This window comes from Kitasatospora sp. NBC_01560, assembly GCF_045208415.1.
Classification (GTDB): Bacteria; Actinomycetota; Actinomycetes; order Streptomycetales; family Streptomycetaceae; genus Kitasatospora.
In genome coordinates this window covers 117,131-142,180 of sequence record NZ_CP109364.1, presented here as the reverse complement: position 1 = coordinate 142,180, position 25,050 = coordinate 117,131, and the positions used below count along the sequence as shown (strand labels likewise).

General features: G+C 75.0%; 25 protein-coding genes and 2 pseudogenes. 16 read left to right on the top strand and 11 right to left on the bottom strand.

Annotation, left to right across the window (positions count from 1 at the left end):
- Positions 1-7: 7 nt before the first annotated feature.
- The 12 genes from OH807_RS00635 to OH807_RS00580 all read left to right on the top strand — a co-directional run bounded on the left by OH807_RS00635 (position 8) and on the right by OH807_RS00580 (position 13,291).
- Positions 8-238 (top strand): hypothetical protein, encoded by a 231-nt coding sequence (locus tag OH807_RS00635; RefSeq protein ID WP_406192277.1) that lies wholly within the window; start codon positions 8-10, stop codon positions 236-238.
- 103 nt (positions 239-341) lie between these two features.
- Complete coding sequence (locus OH807_RS00630; RefSeq protein WP_406192274.1) at positions 342-3,416, top strand: helix-turn-helix transcriptional regulator; 3,075 nt, start codon at positions 342-344, stop codon at positions 3,414-3,416.
- A 256-nt stretch (positions 3,417-3,672) separates the two neighbouring features.
- A complete protein-coding gene (gene lanL, locus OH807_RS00625) occupies positions 3,673-6,534 on the top strand; it encodes a class IV lanthionine synthetase LanL (protein ID WP_406192271.1) in 2,862 nt (953 codons plus the stop codon).
- Complete coding sequence (locus OH807_RS00620) at positions 6,531-8,459, top strand: alpha/beta hydrolase family protein (protein WP_406192268.1); 1,929 nt, start codon at positions 6,531-6,533, stop codon at positions 8,457-8,459. The genes lanL and OH807_RS00620 overlap by 4 nt, the downstream gene beginning before the upstream one ends.
- Positions 8,460-8,549: 90 nt before the next feature.
- On the top strand, positions 8,550-8,681 hold the full coding sequence (locus OH807_RS00615; RefSeq protein WP_406192265.1) for a hypothetical protein: 132 nt from the start codon (positions 8,550-8,552) through the stop codon (positions 8,679-8,681).
- Between the two features lie 92 nt (positions 8,682-8,773).
- Positions 8,774-8,908 carry an ALQxL family class IV lanthipeptide gene (locus OH807_RS00610; protein WP_406192262.1) on the top strand — a complete coding sequence of 45 codons (135 nt, stop codon included), beginning with the start codon at positions 8,774-8,776 and terminating at the stop codon, positions 8,906-8,908.
- A 44-nt stretch (positions 8,909-8,952) separates the two neighbouring features.
- A complete protein-coding gene (locus OH807_RS00605) occupies positions 8,953-9,099 on the top strand; it encodes an ALQxL family class IV lanthipeptide (RefSeq protein ID WP_406192259.1) in 147 nt (48 codons plus the stop codon).
- Positions 9,100-9,108: 9 nt separating this feature from the next.
- Positions 9,109-9,258 carry an ALQxL family class IV lanthipeptide gene (locus tag OH807_RS00600; RefSeq protein ID WP_406192256.1) on the top strand — a complete coding sequence of 50 codons (150 nt, stop codon included), beginning with the start codon at positions 9,109-9,111 and terminating at the stop codon, positions 9,256-9,258.
- A gap of 10 nt (positions 9,259-9,268) precedes the next feature.
- The gene (locus OH807_RS00595) at positions 9,269-9,403 is read left to right on the top strand and encodes an ALQxL family class IV lanthipeptide (RefSeq protein WP_406192253.1); all 135 of its coding nucleotides are present in this window, start codon (positions 9,269-9,271) and stop codon (positions 9,401-9,403) included.
- 9 nt (positions 9,404-9,412) lie between these two features.
- Entirely contained in the window at positions 9,413-9,559 is a 147-nt protein-coding gene (locus OH807_RS00590) for an ALQxL family class IV lanthipeptide (protein ID WP_406192250.1), read from the top strand.
- Positions 9,560-9,659: 100 nt separating this feature from the next.
- The gene (locus tag OH807_RS00585) at positions 9,660-11,471 is read left to right on the top strand and encodes an ATP-binding cassette domain-containing protein (RefSeq protein ID WP_406192247.1); all 1,812 of its coding nucleotides are present in this window, start codon (positions 9,660-9,662) and stop codon (positions 11,469-11,471) included.
- Complete coding sequence (locus OH807_RS00580; RefSeq protein WP_406192244.1) at positions 11,453-13,291, top strand: ATP-binding cassette domain-containing protein; 1,839 nt, start codon at positions 11,453-11,455, stop codon at positions 13,289-13,291. Before OH807_RS00585 ends, OH807_RS00580 begins: the two co-directional genes overlap by 19 nt.
- Positions 13,292-13,923: 632 nt before the next feature.
- On the opposite strand, the gene OH807_RS00575 is transcribed toward OH807_RS00580, so the two are convergent.
- The 7 genes from OH807_RS00575 to OH807_RS00545 form a co-directional block, all read right to left on the bottom strand.
- Complete coding sequence (locus OH807_RS00575; RefSeq protein ID WP_406192241.1) at positions 13,924-14,478, bottom strand: ATP-binding protein; 555 nt, start codon at positions 14,476-14,478, stop codon at positions 13,924-13,926.
- Positions 14,479-14,631: 153 nt separating this feature from the next.
- Entirely contained in the window at positions 14,632-15,024 is a 393-nt protein-coding gene (locus OH807_RS00570; protein ID WP_406192238.1) for a hypothetical protein, read from the bottom strand.
- 632 nt (positions 15,025-15,656) lie between these two features.
- Positions 15,657-15,821, bottom strand: a complete 165-nt coding sequence (locus OH807_RS00565) for a hypothetical protein (RefSeq protein ID WP_406192235.1) — start codon at positions 15,819-15,821, stop codon at positions 15,657-15,659.
- Positions 15,822-16,251: 430 nt separating this feature from the next.
- Complete coding sequence (locus OH807_RS00560) at positions 16,252-16,548, bottom strand: transposase (RefSeq protein ID WP_406192232.1); 297 nt, start codon at positions 16,546-16,548, stop codon at positions 16,252-16,254.
- Positions 16,549-16,664: 116 nt separating this feature from the next.
- Positions 16,665-17,018: an STAS domain-containing protein gene (locus OH807_RS00555; protein ID WP_406192229.1), complete on the bottom strand. Its 354-nt coding sequence runs from the start codon at positions 17,016-17,018 to the stop codon at positions 16,665-16,667.
- 1 nt (position 17,019) lies between these two features.
- Entirely contained in the window at positions 17,020-18,318 is a 1,299-nt protein-coding gene (locus OH807_RS00550) for a PP2C family protein-serine/threonine phosphatase (RefSeq protein ID WP_406192226.1), read from the bottom strand.
- Complete coding sequence (locus OH807_RS00545; protein WP_406192223.1) at positions 18,318-19,121, bottom strand: alpha/beta fold hydrolase; 804 nt, start codon at positions 19,119-19,121, stop codon at positions 18,318-18,320. The genes OH807_RS00550 and OH807_RS00545 overlap by 1 nt, the downstream gene beginning before the upstream one ends.
- A 93-nt stretch (positions 19,122-19,214) precedes the next feature.
- Here OH807_RS00545 and OH807_RS00540 point away from each other — a divergent pair.
- The 3 genes and pseudogenes from OH807_RS00540 to OH807_RS00530 form a co-directional block, all read left to right on the top strand.
- Positions 19,215-19,472 (top strand): annotated as a pseudogene (locus OH807_RS00540) (transposase); the annotation flags it as partial.
- Between the two features lie 651 nt (positions 19,473-20,123).
- On the top strand, positions 20,124-20,474 hold the full coding sequence (locus OH807_RS00535; protein WP_406192220.1) for a PadR family transcriptional regulator: 351 nt from the start codon (positions 20,124-20,126) through the stop codon (positions 20,472-20,474).
- A complete protein-coding gene (locus tag OH807_RS00530) occupies positions 20,471-21,400 on the top strand; it encodes a hypothetical protein (protein ID WP_406192217.1) in 930 nt (309 codons plus the stop codon). Before OH807_RS00535 ends, OH807_RS00530 begins: the two co-directional genes overlap by 4 nt.
- A gap of 629 nt (positions 21,401-22,029) precedes the next feature.
- On the opposite strand, the gene OH807_RS00525 is transcribed toward OH807_RS00530, so the two are convergent.
- On the bottom strand, positions 22,030-22,182 hold the full coding sequence (locus OH807_RS00525; protein WP_406211456.1) for a hypothetical protein: 153 nt from the start codon (positions 22,180-22,182) through the stop codon (positions 22,030-22,032).
- Between the two features lie 43 nt (positions 22,183-22,225).
- Positions 22,226-22,595, bottom strand: a pseudogene (locus tag OH807_RS00520) (flavoprotein); the annotation flags it as partial.
- Positions 22,596-22,745: 150 nt separating this feature from the next.
- On the opposite strand from OH807_RS00520, the gene OH807_RS00515 reads away from it, so the two are divergent.
- Positions 22,746-23,288 carry an RlpA-like double-psi beta-barrel domain-containing protein gene (locus OH807_RS00515; RefSeq protein ID WP_406192214.1) on the top strand — a complete coding sequence of 181 codons (543 nt, stop codon included), beginning with the start codon at positions 22,746-22,748 and terminating at the stop codon, positions 23,286-23,288.
- A 141-nt stretch (positions 23,289-23,429) separates the two neighbouring features.
- Here the strand turns inward: OH807_RS00515 and OH807_RS00510 are convergent, their stop codons facing one another.
- Together OH807_RS00510 and OH807_RS00505 are read right to left on the bottom strand one after the other, a co-directional pair.
- The gene (locus tag OH807_RS00510) at positions 23,430-23,930 is read right to left on the bottom strand and encodes a hypothetical protein (RefSeq protein ID WP_406192211.1); all 501 of its coding nucleotides are present in this window, start codon (positions 23,928-23,930) and stop codon (positions 23,430-23,432) included.
- Positions 23,931-24,002: 72 nt separating this feature from the next.
- Positions 24,003-24,716, bottom strand: a complete 714-nt coding sequence (locus tag OH807_RS00505) for an HAD family hydrolase (protein WP_406192208.1) — start codon at positions 24,714-24,716, stop codon at positions 24,003-24,005.
- Positions 24,717-25,050 lie beyond the last annotated feature (334 nt).

Sequence of the window (25,050 nt, the reverse complement as noted above, 5' to 3'; positions counted from 1 at the left end):
ATCACGCATGAAGACGATCGATGCGGTCCGCCCGTGGCAGTCGACCGGGGAGCGGGAGGTCGCGGGGGGCGGACCGGTGGCCGGGCTCCTGACGGCCGTGGGCGAGAGCCCGTTGACCGAGGTCGGATCGGGCGCCGGCGGCGGCCTCGCGCACCGCGCGGACCTGCTCGCGGACCACGGGGACGTGCTGCTCTCCTTCGACACGTTCAACCCGTTCGAGACGCTGTCGCACCAGTAGCGGCCGGCCGGCACCCGGGAGACGACGGGCGGGCCCCTGGCAGGTACCGGGCGGGCGGCATCCTCCCTGGTGGAGGGGCCGCCGCCTCGAATAGCCTGCCGCCATGCGTACCACGTCACCTGTCACGGTCGGCCGAGCGTCCGAACTGGCGCTGCTCACGCTTGCCCTGAAGAATCTTCAGGACCGGTCCGGAAGTGCCGTGTTCCTGTCCGGCGAGGCCGGCATCGGCAAGTCCCGGCTGGCGGACGAGTGCGGGCGGTGGGCCGTTGCCGCGGGCCTGCCGCTGCTGCGCGGCCGCGCCAGCGCGAGCGGCGCCGGCACGCCGTTCCGACCGTTCGTCGAGGCGCTCAGCTCGCGCTTCCGCCAGACCGGCCCGCCGCACGACCGGGAACTCGTGCCCTACCGGCCGGCGCTGGCCCGGGTGGTCCCCGAGTGGCGGAGTGCAGTGGGCCGGCATCATCCGGAGAGCACGGTCGAGCTCGCCGAGGCGCTGCTGCGCCTGCTCGCTGTCCTCGGGCGGGGCGGCGGCTGCGTCCTGCTCCTGGAGGACCTCCACGACGTGGACGCGGAGTCCGTCGCCGTGCTGGAGTACCTGGTGGACAACGTCGCCGACCTGCCGGTGCTGCTGCTGGCCACGCTGCGGCCGGGGTCGGGCCCGGCCGCCGACCTGGCGCATGCGGCGCACCGGCGCCGGACGGCGTCCGTCCTCGCCCTCGGACCGCTCGGCGCACCGGAGGTTCGGCAGCTTGCCGGCGGCTGCCTCGGCGTACCGCCCGAGCAGGTGCCGCCCGCGGCGGCCGACCGGCTGGCCGAGAGCGGCGGCGGCAACCCGTACCTGGTGGAGGAACTGCTGGCGGCGCTGGTCGCCGAGGGATCCTTGCGCCGGGACGCTGCGGGTTGGCAGGTGGCGGGGGACCTCTCCGCCACCGTCCCGGCCGGCGTGGTGCGCGCCTACGGGCTGCGCGGCGAGCAACTCGGCCCCGGCGTGCGGGACCTCCTGGTGCTGGCCGCGCTGATCGGCCCCGAGTTCTCGCTCGCCACCCTCCGGCTCATCACCGGGAACGACGACCGGACCCTCTTCGCCGACCTGCGCGCGGCGGTGGCCGCGGAACTTGTGGTGCCCGACGCCGCCGTGCCGGGCCGGTACGCGTTCCGGCACGCCCTGATCGGAGACGCGCTGCTGGCCGGCGTCTCGCCGGCCGAACGGGCCGCCGTCGCCCGGCGGGCCGCCGCCGCGCTCCGGCCGGCCGGCTCCGCGCAGCACGAACCGCCGGACCCGGACCTGGCCGGCGACTGCGGCGCGGCAGGCGACCCGGACCGGACGACCGACCACGGCCTGACCGACGACCCGGACCGGCCGACCGTCCGGGACCGGCACGCGGACACCGGCCTACCGGCGGCCACCGATCCGGCCGACGGCCGATGTCACCTCGCCGCACGGCTCCTGGAGGCGGCGGGCGAGGACGAGGCCGCCGCCCGCCAGTACGCCGAAGCCGGCCGGCAGGCACTGGCCGGCGGCACCTCGGGCCTGGCCGTACGGCTGCTGGAGCGCGCCCACCGGCTGGCCGCCCGCACCGACCGGACCGAGATCACCGAGTCACTGCTGTACGCCCTGGCGGAGGTCGGGCGGCTGGACCGCGCGTGGGAGCTGCTGGACACCCTGCCGACCGTCGGCACCTCGGCGCTGGGCACCGACCGCCGGGTCGCCCTGCACACCCGGCTGGCCTGGGCCGCGGTGCTCGCCGAGCGGACGGCCGACTGCTGCCGCCAGCTCGCGGCGGCCCGGGCACTGCTCGGCGGCGCCGGCGAGCCGGCCCAGACCGCCGCCCTGGCGGTGGTCCGGGGGCACCTGGCCCTGCTGCCCGGGCAGGACGGTCAGCTGGCGGCCGCCGAGGAGCAGGCCCGGGAGGCCGCCGAGGTCGCCCAGCGGGCCGGCCTGCCGGTGCTGGAGTGCCAGGCCTGGCAACTGCTCGCCATGCTGGCGCGCGAGCGCGGCTTCGACGAGGCGGACGGCTGCCTGGAGCGGATGCTCGTGGTGGCCGAGACCCATGCGCTGCCCGGGTGGCGCTTCGAGGCGCTGATCCGGCTCGGTGCCAATGTCTTCCTGCGGACCGGTTCCGCCCGCACCCTCGAACAGGCCCTGCTGGCGGCGGACGAGTTGGGGTCGATCACCCGGTCGCACCGCGCCGAGGGGCTGCTCGCGATGAACGCCGTCCTCACCGGCGACACGGCCCGCGCCCGGGAGATCGTCGACCGCTGCCTGGACGCCACGGCCCGGATGCGCAACCTCGCCACCCACCGCTACCTGCTGCTGACCGCCGCGACCGCCGCGGCCCACGGGGGCCGGCGTCGGGAGATGGAGAGCGCGTTGCAGGCGTTCGACCGCGCCGGCGGCGGACGCTCGTTCCTGGTGCCGGTGATGCTCGGGCTCTGCCGGGCCGTCTGTGCCCTGCTGGAGGAGGACCGCGAACTGGCCGAGACCGAGCTGGCGGCGGCCGCGGACTGGGAACGCGACCACCCCAACGTCTTCTACCTGGCCGGCCGGTACGGTCTGCGCCCGCTGCTCGACGTGCTCGCGGGCCGCGCGGGCCGGGCCGAGTACGCCGTCGCGGCGGGCGCACCGGCTGCCGAACTCGCCTGGAACCGTCAGTTCCTGCTGCTGGCCGACGCGGTGCTGCTCGGCCGCGAGGGCCGGGCGGCGGAGGCCGCGCGGACCGTCGAGGAGTTCCGGACCGCCGAGGAGACCCCGTCCGGCACCGCACTCTTCCCGACGGGCCGCCAGCTCGGCCTGCGGCTGGTCGCGCAGGCGGCGGTGGAGGACGGCTGGGGCGAACCGGTGGCCTGGCTGCGCGAGGCGGAGGCGTACTTCCACGGCGTCGACGTGCCCGCGGTGGCGGCCGCCTGCCGCGCCCTGCTGCGCACCACCGGTGCCACCGTCGCGCAGCACCGCAGCGGCCGGGACCAGGTGCCCGCAGAACTGCTCGCGGTCGGGGTCACGGCCCGCGAGTACCAGATCTTCGCGTTGATCGCCGAGCGGCTCGGCAACCAGGACATCGCCCGCCGGCTCACCATCTCCCCGCGCACGGTGGAGAAGCACATGGCGAACCTGCTCCGCAAGACCGGGCGGCCCGACCGGGCGGGGCTGCACGCCCTGGCGGCCGAGCTGACTGAGGGCTGAACCGTCGGGGCCCGTCGCCGAACGGGCCTGCCCGGGGGACGACGGGGCCGAGCGCAGCCTCCGGGACCCCGGGACCCCGGGACGCGGGGCCCGGGCCCCGGCGATGCTGCTGGGGCCGCGGGCAGATGGGTGGGGCCGTCGCGGATGAACCTTCGTGCGCCGCACGGATGCCCGCAGTGCGCCGCCGCCACGAACATCGGTGCTGCGAGCGGGACGACGTCGAGTCCCGCTCCTCACAGGCACCGGAGGTGTGGCGATGGCAGCACAGGAACAGCAGGGCGGGACCGGCCCGGTGGTCGGCCTCCCGCTGCGCACCGTGGTGCGGGCGGTCCTCGCCGGGCTCGGCGCGGACGACTGGTCGGTCCAGGAGTCCGGTGTCTGGTGCCGGGTCGAGCCGGCCGGCCGGGCGGACCGGGTGCAGGGCTGGAAGCTGCACGTCTCGGCCACCCGGCTGAGCGCACCGGAGGTGCTGCTGCGCGCGGCCGAGGTGCTCGTCCGCGGGGGCTGCGCCTTCAAGTGCGCGCGGGACCTCGCGCTGGTCGAGGAGATGACCTCGCACCGCTACGACCGGGCGCAGTGCGGCAAGGTCATCACCGCCTACCCCCGGGACGACGAGCACTTCCGTCGGCTCGCCCGGGAGCTGGACGCCGCCACGGCGGGGCTGCCCGGCCCGGCGGTGCTCTCCGACCGCCCCTACCGGCCGGGCAGCCTGGTCCACTACCGCTACGGTGCCTTCCTCGGTGTGCCGACGCTCACCAACGACGGGACGCACGAGGTGCGGCTCCGGGCACCGGACGGGACCACCGTGACCGACCCCCGGAAGGCCTGGTTCTCGCCCCCGGCCTGGGCCGTCGACCCGCTGGCACCGGAACCCGCCGCCGACGCCACGTCCGGTGCCGACGCCGGCGCCACGCCCGACGCCACGGCCGGTGCCGCTGCTCCCGCCGTGCCGAGGCCGGTGCTCCTGAACGACCGCTACGTGGTCCGCGAGGCGATCGGCTTCTCCGCCCGCGGCGGTGTCTACCGGGCCCACGACCGGCGCACCGGCGCCGAGGTGGTGGTCAAGCAGGCCCGGGCGCACGTCGGGGTCGGCCTGCCCGCCCAGGACGCCCGCGCGGCGCTGAGCCGGGAGGCGGAGAACCTGTCCGCTCTCCAGGGCCTCGGCCCGGGGCTCGTCGAGTACTTCGAGGCGGACGGGCACGCCTTCCTGGTCCAGGCGTTCGTGGAGGGGCGCAGCCTCACCGCGCACGTCCACGAGCGGATCACCCGGGAGGGGACGGGCGCGCTCACCGTGCGGTACGCCGTGGACCTCGCCCGGCGGCTGACCGCCCTGCTCGCCGGGATCCACCGGCGCGGGCTGGTCTACCAGGACTTCACCAGCAACAACGTGATGGTCACCCCCGGCGGTGACCTGGTCCTGATCGACACCGAACACGCCGTCGTCCGCGGTGGGTTCGGGGTCCGCGCCTACACACTGGGCTACGGGGCGCCCGAGCAGGTCGGCGGCCGGCGGTACGGGCGGGTCGACGACGTCGCGGTGGACCTGCACGCCCTCGGCGCTGCCTTCTGCCACCTCGCCACCGGGATCGTGCCGGCCTTCCTGGCGGACGAACCTGCGCAGCGCACCGGACGCGACCGGACGGCGGCGCTGCTGGCGGGCGCCGGTGCGTCCTTCCCCGCCGCCGCCGTGCTCGCGCCCGCGATCCTGGGCCTGTTGGCGCAGGACCCGTCCGAGCGCTGGTCGCTGGAGCGGGTGACGGCGTTCCTCGCCGACCTGCCGGACGACGCCGGCCCCGCCACCGCTGCCACCGTGCCCACCGCTGCCACCGGGCCCACCGTCGTCGTTGAGGCCGCACCGGCCACCGCGACCGCCGGTCCGCCGCTCGCGCAGCCGCTGCGGCGGCGCCTGCTGGACGACGGGCTGGCGCACCTGCTGGCCACCATGGCCCCCGAAGGGAGCGACGAACGCCTCTGGGAGAGCTCCGCCTTCGCCGCCACCGCCGACGTCCTGGGCGTGCAGCACGGCGCGGCCGGCGTCCTCGCCGTTCTCACCCGCGCCGACGCCGCCCTGCACCACCCCGATCTCCGGACGGCGGTCGAGCGGACCGCCCGCTGGGTCGGCGCCCGCCTGGAGCGGGCCGATCCCCGGCTGCCCGGCCTGCACTTCGGCCGGTCCGGCACCGCCTGGGCGCTGCACGACGCGGCCCGCCACCTCGGTGACGGCGGACTCGCCGCGCACGCAGCCGACTTCGCGCTCACCCTGCCGGTGCGCTGGCCCAACCCCGATGTCTGCCACGGCGCGGCCGGGGCGGGCCTCGCCCAGCTCCACCTGTGGCGGGCCACCGGCCGGGAGGAGTTCCTCGCCCGGGCCGACGCCTGCGCGGACGGGCTGGTGTCCGCCGTCGAACGGAACGACGGACAGGTGTACTGGCCGGTCCCGGCCGACTTCGACTCCCAGCTGGCCGGGATCCGCCAGCTCGGCTTCGGTCACGGCGTGGCCGGGGTGGGGGCGTTCCTGCTCGCCGCCGGGCTCGCCACGGGCCGCCGGCGCTACGTGGACCTCGCCGGGGAGGCCGGTCGGACCCTCGCCACCGAGGCCGAGCACGGCCCCTGGGGAGCGCGCTGGCGCAGCGACCGCGACAGCCCACCCGGGCAGGGCATGCTCTACCACTGGTGCAACGGCTCCTCGGGCGTGGGCACGTTCCTGCTGCGGCTCTGGCAGACGACCGGCGACCCCGGCTTCCGGCAACTGGCCGAGCAGGCCGCGCTGGCGGTCCGGCACAGCGCCTGGCACAGCGGCACGGCGGCCTGTCACGGGCTGGCCGGCAACGGGCAGTTCCTGCTCGACCTGGCCTCGGCCGTCGGCGGCCCCTACCGTGGCTGGACCGAGGAGCTCGCCGGGGTGCTGTACGGCCGGCACGCCGTGCGCGAGGGGCGTCTGCTGCTGCCCGACGAGGGGGGTCGCGGCGTCAGGGCGGACTACCAGACCGGCCTCGCCGGCTCGCTCGACCTGCTGCTGCGGCTGGACCACGGCGGCGGGCGGCTCTGGATGGCCGACGCCGAGGCCGACGCCGGGCCGCTCCGCACGCCGGCCCCGCTGCTGGGCGCCGCACGGTGAGCGCGCCCCGGCAGAGCCCGCTGCCCCCGGCGGCCCCGCGGCCCCCGCGAGGTCGGCAGGCCCCGCAGGACCCGGCAGCCGCGCCCGTCCTGCTGCGCGGCGGGTTCGCGTTCGCCCCCGCCGGCGGGTACGCGGCCGCACTGGCCACCGACCCGGCCGGGCGGCGGTGGGTCGAGCAGTGGCGGCTGCCGACCACCGGCGCGCGCCTGCTGCGCCGCCACCCGCTGCGGGGGGACGCGAGCTACCTGAGCCTGCACCCGCGCGACGACGGCAGCGTGCTGGTCTCCTGGCACTCCGGCGCCGGCCAGCACCTGGCGCTGTACGGCGCGGGCGAGGGCCTCGACCTGCCGGTCCGCCGCGGGCGCGGGCTCACCCTGCTGCCCGTTCCCGCCGGCACCGGCCTGCTGGCGCTGGCCACCGACCGGGCCGAGGACGGTACCGGCACCCTGTACGGGCTGCGCACACCGGGCGACCCCTGGCGGCGGCTCGCCCGGCTGCCGGGGACGTTGCAGAGCGCCCGGCTGTCCGGGGGGCGGCTGGTGGCCACCCTGGTCACGGCCGGCCGCCCGCACGCCGTCCGGATCGACCTGCCGGGCGCCGGCCTCCCGGCCGCCGCCCCCGACCCGGACGGCCCGGACCCGGACGGCCCGGACCCGGACGCCCAGGCACCGGACGGCCCGGCGCCGGCGGTCACCGTGCCGCTCGCCGGGCGGCCGGCCCACGTACTGACCGCCGGCGGTGGCCAGGTCCTGCTGGCCCTGGCCGAACCGGGCGGGCACCGACTGGCCCTCGTCCCGGTCGGGACCGACCGGCCGCCGCGGCTCCTCGACCCGGAGTCGGCCCTGCACCGGGCCGGCGTGCCGCTCCACCCGGTGGCCGTCGACCCGTCCGGGCGCCACGTCCTGCACCTGGAGACCCGCGGCGCGCGGTCCGGCCTGCTGCGCCACACCTGGGCGACCGACGAGGTGCAGCCTGTCGACGTGCCGGAGGCGGAGCTGGCGGCCGACTGCGCCTGGACCGGTGCAGGGGCCTGGCTGTCCTGCGCCACCCCGTACGGCCCGGCCGTGCCGGCGCTGCTGCCCACCGGCGGAGCGGCGCTGCGGTTGCCGCCGACCGGCCGCGGTCGCGGGCGCCGGGCGCCGGGCGACCAGGTGCGGCTGGAGAGCCTGCCGGGCGCCGCCGGACCGGTGGAGGCCGTCGTGCACGGCCCCGACTGGCGCACGGCCGACCGGCTGCTGATCGCCCTGCACGGCGGCCCGAACAGCCACTGGACGCTGCGTCACGAGCCGTTCCTGCGCTCCTGCGCGGCCGCCGGGATCACCGTCGTGGCGCCCAACCAGCGCGGCAGCACCGGCTACGGGGCGGCCCACACCCTGGCCCTGGTCGACGCCTGGGGCGGCCCCGACCGCGACGACGTCGCCGCGATCGCCGCCCACCTGCGCCGCCACCGGGCCCGGCACCGCGCCGCCCCGGCCCTGTACGGGGCCAGTTACGGCGGCTACCTCGCACTGCTGACCGCGATGACCGACCCCGGGCCGTGGTCCGCCTGCGTGGCCTACGCACCCTTCCTCTCCGGGCCCCGGCTGCACGCCGACGCCGCAGAACCCGTCCGGGACATGGTGGTCCGCCTCGGCGGCCTGCGCCCGGCCGAGGACGCCATCGGTCCGCGCGACCTCGAACGGCTGGCCGCGGGCCTGCGCACCCGCACGCTCGTCCTGCACGGCGTTTACGACGAGTCGGTGCCCGTCGCGCACTCCCGCACCCTCGCCCGCCGTCTGGCGGCCGGCCACCCGAGCGGCGTGGACTTCCAGTACGAGGAGCTCGCCGACCGGGGCCACGCCGGCCCCGGTGCGGCCGGCACGGACCCGCTCGTCGCGCGCGTGTTGGCGTTCCTGACGACCCCGCCGGCCGCCCCCGCCGCCTGACGGCGCCGTTCCCCCCGTCTCCCGGGGCCGCCCGACCGGCCCCGGGCCCCGTCCGGTACCGATCCACGATTCCCGAGAGGAGGTGACCCCATGGAGCTGGACCTCGCCGTCCTGCAACAGCTGCCCGAACCGCGCCCACCCGTCGGCGCCCGCGACGCCGCGCACTTCTGCGACGAGACGCTGACCGACTACTGCAAGTTCACCTGCTTCGTCACCCGGTGACCCACCGCCGGTGAACTTCCGGCGACCCACGGCCGGTGACCCGGAACCACCGGGCGACCGGCACCGCACCACCGACCGAGAGGACCCACCCCGTGGAGCTCGACCTGAACGCCCTGCAGCAGCTCCCGCCCGTCGAGGCGCAGGCCTCCGACGGCGGCGGCCTGGACCCGTACTGCACCTACAGCTGCCAGGGCAGCTGCACCGTCACCTGCAACATCACCAACTGACCCTCCCCGCCCCGCCACCACCACCAGCGTCCCAGGAGGACTTCGTGGAGCTCGACCTGAACGCCCTGCAGCAGCTCCCGCCGGCCGAGGCGCAGGCCTCCGACGGCGGCGGCCTGGACCCGTACTGCACCTTCAGCTGCGCCATCACCTGCCAGGCCACCTGCGGCAGCAGCTGCGCCCTCACCTTCTAGGAGGACCCGATGGAGCTCGACCTGAATGCCCTGCAGCAGCTCCCGCCCGTCGAGGCGCAGGCCTCCGACGGCGGCGGCCTGGACCCGTACTGCACCTACACCTGCCAGGTCACCTGCCAGGCCACCTGCAACAACACCTGCGGCACCTCCAACATCTGAGGAGAACCTCGTGGAGCTCGACCTGAACGCCCTGCAGCAGCTCCCGCCCGTCGAGGCGCAGGCCTCCGACGGCGGCGATCTGGAGCCGTACTGCACCTACACCTGCCAGGTCACCTGCCGGGTCACCGGCAACACCACCTTCTAGGAGGACTTCGTGGAGCTCGACCTGAACGCCCTGCAGCAGCTCCCGCCGGCCGAGGCGCAGGCCTCCGACGGCGGTGGCCTCGAGCCCTATCCCGGCACCTGCACCCTCTCCTGCCAGCAGTCCTGCGCGGTCACCTGCACGGTGAGCAACTACTGAGTCCCCGCCCTCGACGGTAGGGCCCGGTAAGGGGCCGGGTGCCCGGGGACTCTCCCCGGGCACCCGGCCCCGCATCCATCACAGAGAGGAGCCAACGGTCTTGCGGAACCCCACGAGCACGAGGGTGCTGCTCGCCACGGCCGGGCACGTCCGCGGACGGCTGCTGGCGGCCGCGGCCGTCGTCCTGGTCTCCGCGGGCGTGTCGGTCGCCACACCCGGGCTGCTGGCCGCCGCGGTCGACGCGTTGCTGCACCGCTCGTCCGACCTGTCGGCCGCCGCGGCGCTCGCCGTGCTGCTCACGCTCGGTGCCCTCGGCGAGGCCGTCCTGGCCCCGTTGGGCACGTCCGCCGTCGCGCGCGGCACCGCCTGGCTGCGCACGGCCACCGTTCGCCACCTGCTGGGCCTCGGCCCCGCCCCGGGCGTGGCGGCCGGCGAGGCGGTCACCCAGCTCGTCCAGGCCGCCCCGCAGGCGGCCGGCCTGCCGTCGGCGCTGGTCCAGGTGTCGGCTTCGCTGGCCGCCTCGGGCGCGGCGTTCGTGCTCCTCTGGCTGGTCGACGCGGCCTCCGGCCTGGCGATGACGATCGGCATGCTCCTCCCGGTGCTGCTCGCGCGCAGGTTCGTCGGCGACGTCACCGCCGCGCAGGGCCGGTACCTCGCCGCGCAGGGCCGAATTGCCGGACGGCTGATCACCGCGCTGGCCGGTGCCCGGACCATCCGGGCCTCCGGCACGCTGCGGGCCGAGACCGAGCGGGTGCTGACTCCGCTGGCCGAGGTCTCGGCGGCCGGTCATGCCCTCTGGGGCCTGCAACGGAGCACCGTCTGGCGGCTCACCCTGACCGCCGCGCTCACCCGGACCGGTGTGCTGGCGGTGGCCGGGCTGGGGGTCAGCAGCGGCCGGATCAGCCCGGGGGAGCTGCTCGCCGTCGTCGGCTACCAGCAGCTCGCGGCCGGCGCGGTCCAGCAGATCGACGCCTTCCTCGCACTGGCGCAGGCCCGCGCCGGAGCCGGCCGGCTCGCCGCCACCCTCGCCCTGCCCGCGCCCGCCGACGGCCGGGGCGTCCTGCCCCCGGGCCCCGGGGCCCTCCGGCTGCGCGCGGTCACCGTGCGCCGCGCGGGCACCGCGGTCCTGGACGGAGCCGACCTGGACGTCGCGGCCGGTACCTCGGTTGCACTGGTCGGGCGCACCGGCGCCGGGAAGAGCGTGCTGGCCGGCCTGGCCGGGCGGCTCACCGACCCGGACGCCGGTGAGGTGCTGATCGACGGCGTGGCGGTGCACACGGTGGCCCGCGAGGAGTTGAGCCGAGCCGTCGTGCACGCCTTCGAGCGGCCCGTGCTGATCGGCGCCACCGTGCACGAGGCGATCGCCTACGGCCGCCCGGACGTCTCCCGCACGGACGTGGTGCGGGCCGCCCGAGCCGCCTGCGCCGATGCTTTCGTCCGCCGGTTGCCGGCCGGCTACGACACCGACCTGGGGGCCGTCGCACTCTCCGGCGGTGAGCGCCAGCGCCTGGGCCTGGCCCGCGCGCTGGCCCGCCGCGGCCGGGTGTACGTGCTGGACGACGCGACCTCCGGGCTGGACACCGTCACCGAGGCCGAGGTCAGCCGGGCGGTCACCGAACTCCTGGCCGGCCGGACCCGCCTGGTGGTCACCCACCGGGCCGCCACCGCCGCGCGCTGCGACCAGGTGGCCTGGGTCGAGGCCGGCCGGGTCCGCGCGCTGGCCCCGCACGCGCTGCTCTGGCAGGACCCGGCCTACCGGGCCGTCTTCTCGGCCGCCTGCCCGGTCCCGGATGCGACAACCGCGGCCCCGCCCCCGCCCCCGCCCCCGGTTCCGGGCCCGACGACCCCGGGCCCGACGACCCCGGCCACCCACTCGGCAGACCAGGAGGAGACATGCCGTACCGCGGTGTGAGCCGTCCCGCCCCCACCGTCGCCCGGGGCCGCCCCCGGGCCCGCAGTGTCGGTGGCGGGGCGCGGCTGCTGCGGGAGGGGCTGCGCGGCAGCCGACGGCCGTTCGGGCTGCTGGCCGCCTGGTCGGTGGTCGAGGCGCTCCCGGTGCTGGCCTCCGGGGCGGCCACCGCCGCCGCGCTGGACGACGGGTTCCTGGCCGGTCGGCCGGCCGTGGGGCTGGCCTGGCTCGGGCTGCTCGGGTTGCTCCAGCTCGGCGGCGCCGTCTCCGAGCGCGCCATGTTCGCCCTGCTGCCCCGGGTGGTGGAGCCGCTGCGCGACAGCCTGGTGCGGCGGGTCGTCCACGGCGCGCTGGACCAGGCGGTGTACGGCGGCCGGACAGCACCCGGCCTCGGCGCGGGCGACGCCGCCGGGGTCTCCCGGCTCAGCGCGCAGACCGACACGGTGCGCGCCCTGGTCGGGACCTTGCTGCGGACCGCCCGTCCACTGGCGGTCCGGCTGGTGGCCACCGTCGTCGGCCTGACCACGCTCAGCCCGGTGCTGGCCGGCGTGATCCTTCCGCCGCTGCTGCTGGCGCTGGCCGCCTTCCTGCTGTCGATGCGTACGCTCGCCGCGCGTCGCCGGGACGCGGTGCTCGCCGAGGAGGACGTGGCGGCCCGGGCGGGCACGGTGCTCGCCGCCGCTCGCGACCTCACCGCGCTCGGGGCGCAGGCGAGCGCCGCCGCCCTGGTCGCGGTGGCCTCCGACCGTTCCCGCCGGGCGCTCGTCGCGGTCGCGGTGGCCTCCGCCGCCCGGGTGCCGATCGTGCTGGTGGGCGGCTATCTGCCGCTGTTCGTCCTGCTCACGCTCGGCCCGCGCCTGATCGGGCACGGAGCCGTCGGCCCGGGCGGGCTGGTCGGGGCCGCCACCTACCTGGCCGGCCACCTGGTGCCCGCGCTCCAGCAGTTGACCGGCGCCGTCAGCGGTTACGGGACGCAGCTGAAGGTGGTCCTGGACCGTCTCGCCGAGACGGGCACGGTGGCGACCGGCCGCACCGACCCGGCCGCTCCCGCCGGCACGACCGTCGGCCAGGTGGTGGGGGCACCGCAGGGGTACGGCCTCGTGGCCGCCGACCTCACCTTCGCCTACGGCCCGGCAGCCGTCCCGGTGCTGGACGGCCTCGACCTGGCCGTCCCGGAGGGCGACCACCTGGCAGTGGTCGGCGCCAGCGGCATCGGCAAGTCCACGCTGGCCGGCCTGCTCGCGGGGATCGAGACCCCCGGCCGCGGCACCGTCCGGATCGGCGGGCATCCGGTCGGCGGCCTGGCGGAGCCGGTGCGCTGCGGGCTGGTCACGCTGCTCCCGCAGGAGGCCTACGTCTTCCCCGGCACCGTCCGGGAGAACCTCGACTACCTCGCTCACGGCCTCGGCCGGGACGAGCTGGACCGGGCGGTCGCCGCGGTCGGCCTGACCGAGGCCGTCGCCCGCTGGGGCGGCTACGACGCCCGGCTCCCCGACCCGGGCGCCGTCCTCTCCAGTGGTGAGCGTCAACTGATCGCCCTGGCAAGGGCGTTCGCCTCACCGGCCCGCCTGGTGATCCTCGACGAGGCGACCTGCCACCTCGACCCGGCCGCCGAGGCGCTGGCGGAATCGGCCTTCGCCGCCCGGCCGGGCACCCTGATCGTGATCGCCCACCGGATCACCTCCGCCGCCCGGGCCCGCCGCGTCCTGCTCCTGGACGGTGACCACGTGGCCCTCGGCGCCCACCGCGACCTGCTGGCCGACCCCCGCTACGCCGAGCTGGTCGGCCACTGGTCCCCGGATACCGCCCTCGTGACGCCCTGACGCCGGGGCCCTGACGTCGACGCCCCGGCCCTCGGCGGCCCCGGCGCCTGGCGCCCCCGACGGGTGGGCCGGGCGCGCGCCCCCTTGGGCTACGGGTCGACGGCGTCGTGGACGGCTCGCACGTGCGGGCTCTCAAAGGGGGGATCATGTCGGCCCATCGCCCATCGCCCGTCGACCGTGCCCGCCCCTGCCCCGTGGCGTCCCGGCGGGAACCGCAAAACCGGCGGCCGGACCGGACGGCGCTGCAATTCCCGGATTGGAAACCCGCGAACAGGAAAGACGCAGTAGCGCCGCTTTGTCGCGGAAAGCCGCGGCAGCGTGAGCCGGGTCCTTGTGGGCCCGTCCAGGTGGTGTGGCAGCATCCCCGTCGTGGACGACCGTACGACGGATGACGTGGACTGGTCCGGCTTGTTCCATGCCTCGGGCCCCGCCGGCGACACGCCGCGGCGTCCGGCGGCCCTCCTCGGCGACGATGCGAGGGCCTTCGTCGACGGATACTCGCACCTGTGGTCGGAGACGCTTCGCCGCGAGGGCAAGGCCTGGCCGGCGACGGCGCCCACCGCGATAGCTGAGGCCCGTGGGGGCCGGGCGACACGGTGATGGCGCGTATGCGCGGGGGCCGGGCGCGAGCATCACCGGGCACGGGGACGGGGGTTGAAGGCCGGCGGCTGCGGTGCGCAGCGGCGGTCGGCTGCGGGATGGCGTCGGCAGGGGAGATGGGCGTGGACAGTCTTCCCGGCGCCCGGGTCGAGGGTGACCTGGAGGATGCCGCAGAGTGCGGCGACGAGGTGCAGGCCGAGGCCCCCGGTACCGGCCTGGGGGTCCGGCAGGCGTGGCAGGGGCGGGGTGCGGCTGGTGTCGGAGACGGCGATGTCGAGTTCGTCGTCGAGGGCGGTGACGCTGATGGTGCCTGGCCCGTGGGTGTGGCGCACCGCGTTGGTGACGAGTTCGCTGACGACCAGCACCAGGTCGTCCTCCTCACCGGCGCGGCCGGGGCGGACCTGCTCGAAGAAGGCCCGCGCTGCGCAGCGGATGTCTGCGACGGCCTCGAGGGAGGCGTCGAACGCGGCCTCCCAGTGCTGCACGCCGACCTCCCGCGAGAAGCGGGTGCCGGGCGTGGTGCGCGGCTCCACGGGGGTGCGGGCCCTGGCACAGGCGGAGACGGGGGCGGGGGCTGTGGTGGACATGGTGGTGGCCTGCTTCCGTGCGGGCGCTGACGGGGCAGGGCGCGGGTGTCCCGAGAACATTCTCAACGGTGGGGATCGCGGTCGGGGGCTCCCGCTCCCCGGCGGGTGCGGGAGCCCCGGGACCTTTCCTGATCACTGGTGCTGCGGGGAGGTTCAGCGGTGCTCCCAGTAGCCGTTGTGCCAGGTCTTCATCCAGTGGCCGGTCACCCAGCGGTGGCTGTCGTAGGCCTTGTGCCAGGTCTTGTGCCAGTACCCGGGATGGGAGTGGTGCTTGCTGTCGGTCCAGCCCGCGTGCCACTGGTTCTCCCAGTACCCGGCGTGGTGGGTGTTCTCCCAGTGGCCCGGGATCCACTTGTTCTCCCAGTACCCGGCATGCCAGGTGTAGTGGCCGTTGTGCTGGTGGGCCTCGTACTGGCTGTTGTAGGAGGACACGGACCTGCTGTCCTGCGGGGTGGTCGCCGAGGCCGCGCCGGCCGTGGTGATCGCCGCGCCGCCGGCCAGCAGCGCTGCGGCTGCGGCCAGGGAGAGCGAACGCTTCGCGTTCATGGAGGTCATCGCCTTTCACAAGGGGTGCGGCACGCATGACCGCACCCCTTGTCCCGTCGGGCGGGACAAGGGGTGAAGCGGGTGGGAGGCGGAGGTCGTGGCCGGGGCGAGCGGCCCGGTGGGCCGTGCCGTCGGACCGGACCGTGCTCCCTGAGTACCGCGTTGGACGTTCATGCCCTGGGTTCGAAGACACCGGAGGCTGCGGATGGGTGACTTATGACGTATATGGTTTTTGATGCTTTTTCTGGTACCCAGTCGTGGTCGTCAGGGTCCAGCAGTGACCGGACGAGCCGGGGAACGGCTCAGCCGTACCCTCACGGTCGTCGAGTGCTGCCCGGGCACGTGCCGGACGGGTTCTCCCCGTCGGCCCGGCTCGTGTGACCCTGGGCCCCGCACCCTGGCAGGGAGCCGCCCCGACGCGAACGGTGCGAGCACGGCCACGCCCGCTGCTCCTTCGGGACCCCGGTCAGGGCCACCGCATCCTGGCCGGCCCCCGCGCCGGCACAGACGCACCGTGTGACCGCCCGAGGCGGTGCACAGGGGAACCGCGGCTCTGCTGGTTCGGCCACCTCCCGTCGCGCGGTCGGGGCCCTGGGGCGCCCGCCCGGCTTCATGGGCAGGCAGGCTGACATTCAGCGGTTGGCCCGGCCGTTCTTGCGGAAGCGCGCGCCACCGAGGGCCAGCGCGAGGAGGAGGACGAGGATGCCGATGAAGAGGAGGTACAGCAGGCCGTGCGTTGCCACGCCGATGATCCCCAGGACGATCGCGACGAGGACGAGGAAGAGTATCCAGGCCATGGTGGGGCCTCCTGCTTCTCTCATGGGCTGCGGCCGGCGGGCGATCCCTGGGACTGGCTTCCGGGGGACCGCGGTCGGCGTGACCGTACGTACCTAGCGTCTGATCGCTGGTTCGGCGGCCAAACCGGGGCGGCGGACCGAATCGGGCACGCTTCGGGACCAGCCGGGTCCAGGGACCGCGGATCTGCTGCCGGGCGGTCTGCTCGCCGGTGTCGGCCAGGGCGAACAGCAGCCGCGAGAAGACGACGCAGTGTGCTGCCGCCCTGGCAGAGCAGCCCCCGGCCGACGGGCGATTCACCGCGAAGCCGCCTACGACGTTGCGCACGTGGCCGGCGCGGTTCGTGCCGGCCCGCGCACCCAGGCGTGGAGGTGGTCGGTTTTGCTGTACTGATGCTACGACAGGTATACCGGTTCCCAAGGAAGTTGGAGCTCAATGGGACACGGCCGGGCCGAGTTCGGCGACGGCCGGTCGTGCGGTGACTTCGGGGATCCTGATCAGCCGATCGGAGCCACGCGCGAACTCCCATACGACCGGGTGTGCGGGATGCCGCGTCTGCGCAGGTGGGCGCGGATCCTGCGGGGCCGCGTCCTTCTCCGCCTGGATCGCCCGGAGCATCCGGGAGAACGTCCCGTCCAGCGCCCACCTGCGGAAACGCGTGTACAGAGTCTTCCACGAGCCGTAGCGCTCCGGCACGTCCCGCCAGGACGGGCCGGTCCACAGCTTCACACGATCCCGTTCAGCACCAGCCGGTCGTCCGACCGTGCACGACCGCCTACCCCCGAAGCCGGCAGGAACCGCGACAGCACAACCCACTCGGCCTCTGCTCACGACCGGCAGGCGGATCAGTGGGCTGTGGAACGTGGGGCGGTCGCGGTAGCTGCGTCCGGGTAGATGGTGAAGACCCGGTCCAGGCCGACGATGCCGAGGACGCGGGCAGTGTTGGCGGGGACCGCGGCCAGGGCGATGGTGGCGCCTTGTTCGGAGGCCAGGTTCCGGGCCGCCAGCAGGACGGTGATACCGCTGGAGTCGCAGAAGTCCAGGGCCGCCAGGTCCAGCACCAGCAGCTGACCCTCGGTCAGGGTGAGGCCGTCCACGGCCTTGCGAAGCTCGGGTGCCGTCTCGTGGTCGAGATCACCGGCGATCTGGAGGACAGGACCGGTGACCGCGTCGCGGGAGGTGATCGTCAGCGAAGTCATCTCAGGTTTCACTCACGGGGGCGGAAACAGCGGCCGGTGCCGGCACGCCGAGGGCGAGCAGTGCGGTGTCGTCGTCGAGGCCGTCGCCGAAGGAGGCGAGCAGTCCGGTCAGTGCGGTGATCAGGGCGCGTGGGCCGGCCGGCGGCTGGGCGGTGGTGAAGGCGCGCAGTGCCTTCTCGCCGTACAGCTCGCGCCGGGGACCCGTACGGGCTTCGGTGAGGCCGTCGGTGTACAGGAGCAGGTTGTCGCCGGGCAGCAGACGGGTGCGGGCGGCGGTGAACTGGGCCTGGGGCAGGACGCCGATGAGCATGCCGTCCGGGGTGGGCAGGTAATGGGCGGTGCCGTCTGCGCGCTGGATCAGCGCCGAGGGGTGGCCGCCGGAGGCGAGGTGCACGTCGACGTGGTCGCCGCCGGGTTCCAGGATGCCGAAGACGGCGGTGCAGTAGCGGGGGTCGCCGCTGGTGTACCGATCGTGCAGGACGGTGTTCAGGGTGGTCAGCACGGTGACCGGGTCGGCATCGTGCAGGGCGGCGGCCCGCAGGGTGTAGCGGGTCAGGGAGGTGACCGCGGCCGCCTGGGGGCCCTTCCCGCACACGTCGCCGAGGAAGAACGCCCACCGGCCGGTGTCCAGCGGGAACAGGTCGTAGAAGTCACCGCCCAGCTGGTCCGGGGAAGCGGTGTGGTAGTAGGAGGCGGCCTCCAGGCCCGGGACGGAAGGCAACTCGGCGGGCAGCAGGCTCTGCTGGAGCACGGCGAGTGCTTCCTGGAGCCGCTCACGGTCGGCCTCTGCCTGGCGGCGCGCCGCTTCGGCCTGGCGGCGGGCTTCCTCGGCGGCCTGGCGGCCGCGCAGCAGCTCGGCCTCGTAGGCGCGCCGGTCGCGGGCATCGAAGACGGTGGTGCGGACCAGCAACGGTTCGCCGTCCTCGCTGGTCTTCACCTTCGAGGTCACCAGCACCGGCATCCGGCCGGCAGCGGCCTTGATGTCCAGAGCGATTCCGCTGACCTCGCCGGCCATCTGCAGCAGCGGCGCGAAATGCGTCTCGTGGTAGAGCTTGCCGCCCACGGTGAGCAGATCGGTGAACCGCATCCGCCCCACCACCCGGGAGCGGTCCAGGCCCAGCCACTCCAGCAGCGTGACGTTGATCCTCGCGATGGTCCCGTCCATCAGTGTCGACAGGTACCCGCAGGGCGCCTGCTCGTACAGCTCCTCCGCGCTGTCCTCCAGCAGGGCGGTGAACATCGCGTCCGTGGTGTCCACGTACTCCTCGCCCGGCTCGTCCGCCTGGCCGGTGCGGCACATCACCGGCGTGTCCCGAGGAAGCCGGTGATTGCCGCGGCGGTGGCCTGCGGTGCGCTCAGCTGCGGGCAGTGCCCCGTCGCCTCCAACGTCACCAGGTGGCTCGCGGGGATCGCGTTGCGGACGTAGGCGCCCACCTCCTTGGGGGCGATCACGTCCTGCCGGCACTCCAGGATCAACGTCGGCACCGCGACCGACTTCAGGTCCTCACGGCTGTCGGACAGGAACGTCGTGCGGGCGAAGACCCGGGCCATGTCCGGGTCGGTCGCGCAGAACGAGGCGGTCAGCTCCTGGCCGAGCTCGGGACGGTCCTCGTTCCCCATGATCACCGGAGCCATCGCCGCCGACCAGCCCAGATAGTTCGACTCCAGCGACTCCAGCAGCTCGTCGATGTCCTCCTCGCTGAACCCGCCCCGGTAGCCGTCGTCGTCGATGTAGCGGGGCGACGGGGCGACCAGCACCAGACGCGAGATGCGCTCCGGGGCCTTCGCCGCCGCGAGCACCCCCACCATCGCACTGACCGAATGGCCCACGAACGTCACTTCTCGCAGGTCCAGCTCCTCGCAGACTTCCAGGGCATCGAGGGCGTAGCCCTCCAGCGAGCTGTAACGCTGCTCGCTCCAGGCCGCGGGATCGGACCGGCCCGACCCCACGTAGTCGAAGAGCACCACCCGGAAGTCCTCGGCCAGCGCGGGCAGGACCAGGCGCCACATGTTCTGGTCGCAGCCGAACCCGTGCACCAGCAGGAGCACCGGTCCGTCCGCACGGCCGGTGACGGTGACGTTGTTCCTGCGACGGATACCCATACCCGCCAGTTTCCCATCACGCTTCCCCGCTCCCGGCGCCCGGGCCCGTGATCACGCCAGGCCCGGCGTCGATCGCTGTTCCAGCAGCACGGCACCTGGACGGACGATCGCGAACACTGCCGGTCGGCGGGGATCGACGACGAGGTCGAGTTCGCCACCAAGGTCCAGCTCGCGAGGGCGATGGTCCGCCGCGCGATCGACGACGAGATCCCGTTCCGATGGGTGACCGCGAATGCGGGCTACGGCTACGGTTACAGCAAGAGCTGGCGCCACGTGTTGGAGCAGGCCGACGTCTCCCACGACCGTCGCCCGCTGCCCGGTCTCGTCCCGCCCGCCGGCCCTGCAGCGCCGTTCCGGGCCCGCCCGCCCGCTCGTCCGGCCGGCGCCCGCCGGTGCCCGCCGGTGCCTGGCCGCCAGCTTGGCCCGCTGGCTGCCCCCGCCGTCCCGGCCCGCCCGGGTCCGCCGCGGTGCTGCTCCGCCGCACCGTCGGGGATGGCGGCGAGGCTGCCGGCCTACCGTTGCCCCGCCCGGCGGCTTCGCCGGCACGCCGGCTGCCCGTCCGTTCCGGCCTGCGGCCATCGTGCCGGGTCCGCCGGGCCGTCGTCTCGTTCCGGCGTGCCGCCTGCTCCGCCGGGCCGGCCCGCCACCGCGCTCTTGTTCCGGCGGGGCTGTCCCGGCCGCCGTTCCGGCCCTGCACGGCCGCCCCGCTGCTGCGCCGCCGCCCGGCAGCCGCCCCTCCGCGGCGCTGTTGTTCCGGCTCGCCTGCCGTTCCGGTGCCGTGCTGCTGTTGCCCGTCCCGGTCGGCCCGTCGCCGGCCCGTCCGGCCGCCGCCGTGTGCCTCACCTGGTCGGCCGCCCCGTTGTCCCGCCGCGGTGCGGGTTCGGCGGTGGTGAGAGTGGCGTCGTTCGGTCGCGATGTCACCATCTCGTCTGCTTGGAGCCTGAGGTGACGGTACGTCTTGCCCTTGCCAGACACTACGGTGATCGTACTATGGTGGCGGGTATGACGAAGAAACGCTCCATGCAGGAGCCCACCTTCCTCCTGCTGACAGCCCTCGCGGACCAGCCCCGGCACGGCTACGCGCTCGGTGACGAGGTGGCCGCGATCTCCGGTGGCCGGGTACGGCTCGGCGCCGGTTCCCTCTACGGGACCCTGGACCGGCTGCTGGCCGAAGGGCTGATCCGGGTCGAGCGGGAGGAGACGGTCGACGGGCGCCCCCGCCGCGTCTTCGCCCTCACCCCGGCCGGCACCACGGCGCTCACGCAGGAGAGCGAGCGGATGCGCACCGCGCTGCGCGAGGCCGACCGGCGCCTGGCCGCCTCCCGGCCCCGGCTTGCTGGGGGTGCGGCGTGACTGCGGACCAGTTCTCGGTGAGGGCCCGGCTGCTGCGGTGGGCGCTCGCGGTCTACCCGGCCTCCTACGGACCCGGCGCACGGGCCGAGGTCGCCCACCACGCCGAACGCCACATCGCCGGAGCCGGCCGCCTCGCCGGGCTGCGCGAGGTCGCCGACGTGGCCGGACACGGCGCCCGGGTCCGGCTGGGCCTGGTCTCCCACCGGCCGCCGGGCCGGGCCCTGGCCACGGCCGCCCCGCTCGCCGCAATGCTCGCCGGCACCTTCGCGGCCTGGCACCTGTGGGCCTTCGTCCGGATCGTCCGCGGTGGAGGGCTCGATTCCTTCGGGCCCTCCGGTGCCCGCACCGTCGCCGTCACGGTGCTGATGCTCGCCCCGGCCGTCCTGATGATGCTGGCGGTACTGGCCGGGCAGCGGACGACGGCGAGGGTCCTGGCCCTGGTGGCCGCCACGGCCACGCCGCTGTTCGCGGCGCTGTTCCAGCCGGTCCTGTGCGACTACCAGGTCGTCCTGATCGCCTTCAACGCCCTCGTCCTGCTGGCCGCCCCGCCGGACCACACCTCCCACCAGGGCCGCGCCCTCCCATGGACGGTGGCCCTCTCGATCACGGCCGGGGACGTCATTGTGGCCTCGGCCGGAGGCCGGCTCGGGGACTGGGCGGCCGGTACGGCGTTCTACTTCGTCGCCCCGGTGGTCACCGGCGCGGCCGTCGCCAGCACCGCACGCACCGTCCGAAACGCGGCCTCGGCCACAGCCGTCCTGGCCGGACCGCCGCTGCTCGGCCCGCTGCTGCTGGACATGGGACCCAACCACCGCGCGCTCGTCCTGCTGCCGGTCGTCCTGTTCACCGCCGGATACGCGATCGCCTACGTCACGGTCGGGCTCACCACCCGCATCGCCCACCGTCCCGGCCCCCAGCATCCCTGACCACCCACCGACCACACGACCACCGCAGTGGCAGGGCGGGCCACGGCGCCCCGGCACGCCGGAGGGAAGGCAGGCCGGGGCGCCCCGGGTCCGCGGTGCGGGGTTCGTCGTGGGCGCGGCCGCCGGCGCCGTGGCGGGCGGTCCCGGTCAGGAGCGCGGCGCGGCCGGTGACGTCCAGGGGCAGTCCGTGGAGCGGGCCGACGACGAGCTCGCGGTGTGCGTGGCCCGGGCGGAGGCCGGGGTTCGGGGTTCGGGGTTCGGGTCAGCATCCCGGCCGGCACCGGCACCGGCACCGACACTGCCAACGGGCCCGGGGTGACGTGCGGGGTCGGCCGGTCGGGCGGGGCGCGCAGGCGCCCGGTGGGGCCTCGCCGTGGTCGTCCCATCGGCCGCAACTGCCGCAGCCGAGTAAGCGGATCGCACCGCCCCGTCAGCGAGGTTGGCTGCGCCGGCCCGCTGCTGCCGCCGCCCGCGGCCCGCCAGCCCGCCGCCGTTCCGGCTCGCCTGCCGCTGCCGCCCGCTGCTCGGTTGTCCGGCTCGGGGGTGGAGTCGAGGTCCTGTTCGTCCGGCGGCCGGTACGGCAGGGCCGCGACCGGCGGTGCGGTCGCGGCCCTGCCGTGTGTGCTGGCTCAGCAGCAGCCCCCTGCGGCCGGGGCCTGCTCCGGCGGGGTACCGATGGTGGTGGCGACCGGGCCGGGCGCGGCGACAGTAGCTGTGCAGCAGCCGCCGTCGGCGTCCTGGTCGGCGGCCGGTTCGTCGAACAGGCCGGCACCGCTGCACACCCCGGTCTCCGGGAGGGTGAGCTCGACGCGCCGGGCGGCCTCGCTTGGCGAGGTCGGCGAGGTCGGCGAGGGCGGTGTAGGCGGAGGCGCCGGAGCCGACGACGGCGGTCCGCTTGCCCGCGTGCCGAGCACGCGCGGCCGGGTCGTTCAGGGCGGGGACGCGGTAGGAGATGGTGGGCGGCGTGGGTCTTCTCGCCGATCGCGGGCAGGCCGTCGGCGCCGAGGGGGCTGGGGGTGGACCAGGTGCCGGAGGCGTCGATGACCGCGGCGGCGGTGATCCGCTCCTCGCGGCCGTCGGTGGTGGTGACGTGGACGGTGAAGGGCTGGCCCTCGCGGCCGGAGTGAACTTTTGGGCCTCGGGGGGCCGTTCGACTGAGTGGTTGGGCGGTGCGTCCGGCCCGTGCTGTGAGGCCGGGCCGGACCGGAGACATGCCGGCCGTCGGTGTGGAGTGGCGACGTGTCGGGTGATGAAGCCCCTCACCGGGTCCCGGTCCGCGCCGTCCGGAACGAGACGTCCAGAAAGGGAATCCATGAGGACAAGAACCCCCAAGGCTGTACCGGCCGTGCTGCTGGCTACCGGTGTGTTTGTCATGGTCGCCGCCGCTCCCTCGTCGGCAGCGGACTTCAAGGGCAGAGCGTCGTACTACAGCCCCGGTCTGGGGGCGTGCGGCTGGGTGTCCAACCCGAACCAGGACGTCGTCTCGTTGAACTCCGCGATGTTCGGCGCCGGGTTCCCGGGTCCCAATTGCGGACGGAAGATCAAAGTTACGTATGGCAAGAAATCGGTGACCGTGACCGTGGTCGACGAAGCCCCGGGCGAGCCGATGTACGGCATCAGCCTGACGGAAGGGGCGTTCCGGAAACTCGCTTCCCTCGACGCGGGGGTGATCCAGGTGAAGTGGCACTGGGTCGACTCCAAGCCCGATCCGCAGACCACGACCCCGAAGTGGAAGCCCAAGCCCGATCCGGGGCCTTCCACCCCGGTGCAGCCCGATCCGGGGCCTTCCACCCCCGTGCGGCCCGGGCCCCGGGCGCAGCTCGCTGCCGCACAGCCTGCCCCCCAGCCACAGCCCGACACCGCACGGACTTCACCCCACCCGCGTTGAGCTGCACACCAGGTCGACCGTGGTCACCTGGTCCGCCGTCCCCGGGGTGCACGGCCCCGGGGACGGCGGGCTGATGCGGCCCGGGATGCGGACGGGGTTCCACGGGGACCCTGAGGGCCTGTCGCCGTCCGGCAGGACAGCTCAACCTAGTCTTGCTTCGTTGTCCGGCTGACGGGTGCTCGTCCGGCCCGCGCTCCGGTGTGGCCCGTTCGTTGGGTCCGTTCCGGGGGTGGTGTCGAGGGCCTGTTCGTCCGGCCGGCCCGCCGCCGCGCCGTCGGGGCTGTGTTCTTCGATGTCAGCGAGGCTGCCTGCCCGCCCGCAGTCCTGCGTCTGCTGCTGCTGCCGCCGTTCCGGCCCGCGGCCCTGCCCGCGGCTGCCCTGCCCGCCGGCGGGCCTGCGTGACGTTCCGGCCCGCTGCCGCGCCGGCCGCCCGGGGCCGGCCCGCCTGGCCCGGCCGTGAGCTGCTGCCCGTTGCTGCCCACCTGCCGGCGCTGCGCTGCTGCGTCGCCTGCCGTTCCGGCCCGTTGTCGCCCGGACGTCGGACGCCTTCGCGGCGTCGGCCTGGGAAGCCCGGGTCTCCTCCTTCGCACGCTCCGCCGCCTGCTCCGGCAGGGCCTCGTCGTGCTCCTCGGTCTCGCTCACGCTCCATATCTACCCCGGCCGTGTCCTCTGTCCCTGTTCAGACGAGCGGAGCAGATCCGGACCGGGTACTGATCACAAACTCATCAGCTCCGTCAACGAGGCGATCACCCGGATATCGGCGTCCACGGCACCGGAACCTCCGGAAGCCGAGCGGTCCAGCCAGACGGCCTGCAACCCTGCGTCCCGCGCCCCGACCGCGTCCTTCTCGTAGTCATCACCCACGTACGCCACCTCGGCGGGCGTCAACCCCAGGGCCTCGCAGCCCGCCAGGAAGATGCTCGCCGCCGGCTTGGCGGAACCGTGTTCCTGGGAGCAGACCAACGGCTCCGTGAAGTAGCCGAGCAGCCCGATCGCATCCAGCTTCGCGCGCTGGTGCGCGGTCACCGAGTTCGACACGACGCCGAGCCGGAATCGACCCGCCAACGCGCCCAGCGCCAGCTGAGCATCGTCGAACGCCTGCCGGCTCGCGTCCCTCTGTACCGCGTAGCTCGCGAACCACGCCGTAGCCGCCTCGTCCGTCCACTCAAGTGCGCCGACCACCCCGGCATGGGCGAGAAATCGCCGTATTCGTGCGGCCTTCTGGGCAGCGAACGTCAACTCGCCGTTCAGAAACCGCGGGTACTCCTCCTCCCTGACTTCCCGCCACACACGCAGCGCCTCCGCTGGCGACTCGAACCGGGCGGAGAGCCCTTCGGCCACCAGGTGTTCGTGGAGACCGGCCTCCTCGGCCTTCTCGTAGTCGTACAGGGTTCCATCGACATCGAACAGCACTCCGCGGATCGTCATATCGATCATTCTGGCGGGCAACGCCGGTCCGGAACAGTTCCTTGATCAAAAGCGACATTCAAAAACAGGCTCATACCGGAAACGGCGCAGGAGGTACGGGACACGTACGGGGCCGCGGGCTCACCCGCACGACCGATGAGCGAGGACGCTGCGGGGCCCGGCGGCCGCCGGCCCGCTGTCGGCCCGGGCGGGCCGTCGTGGTGCCGCGCTGGCGGCTGGAGGTCGTGCCGGTTGCTCTGTCGTGCGGTCCCGGCCTCCGCTCGCTCTCTGGCCGGTGCCTGCCCGTCCGGCCCGCTGTCTCGTCGGCCGGCTGCTGGGGGTGGTGTTGAGGGGC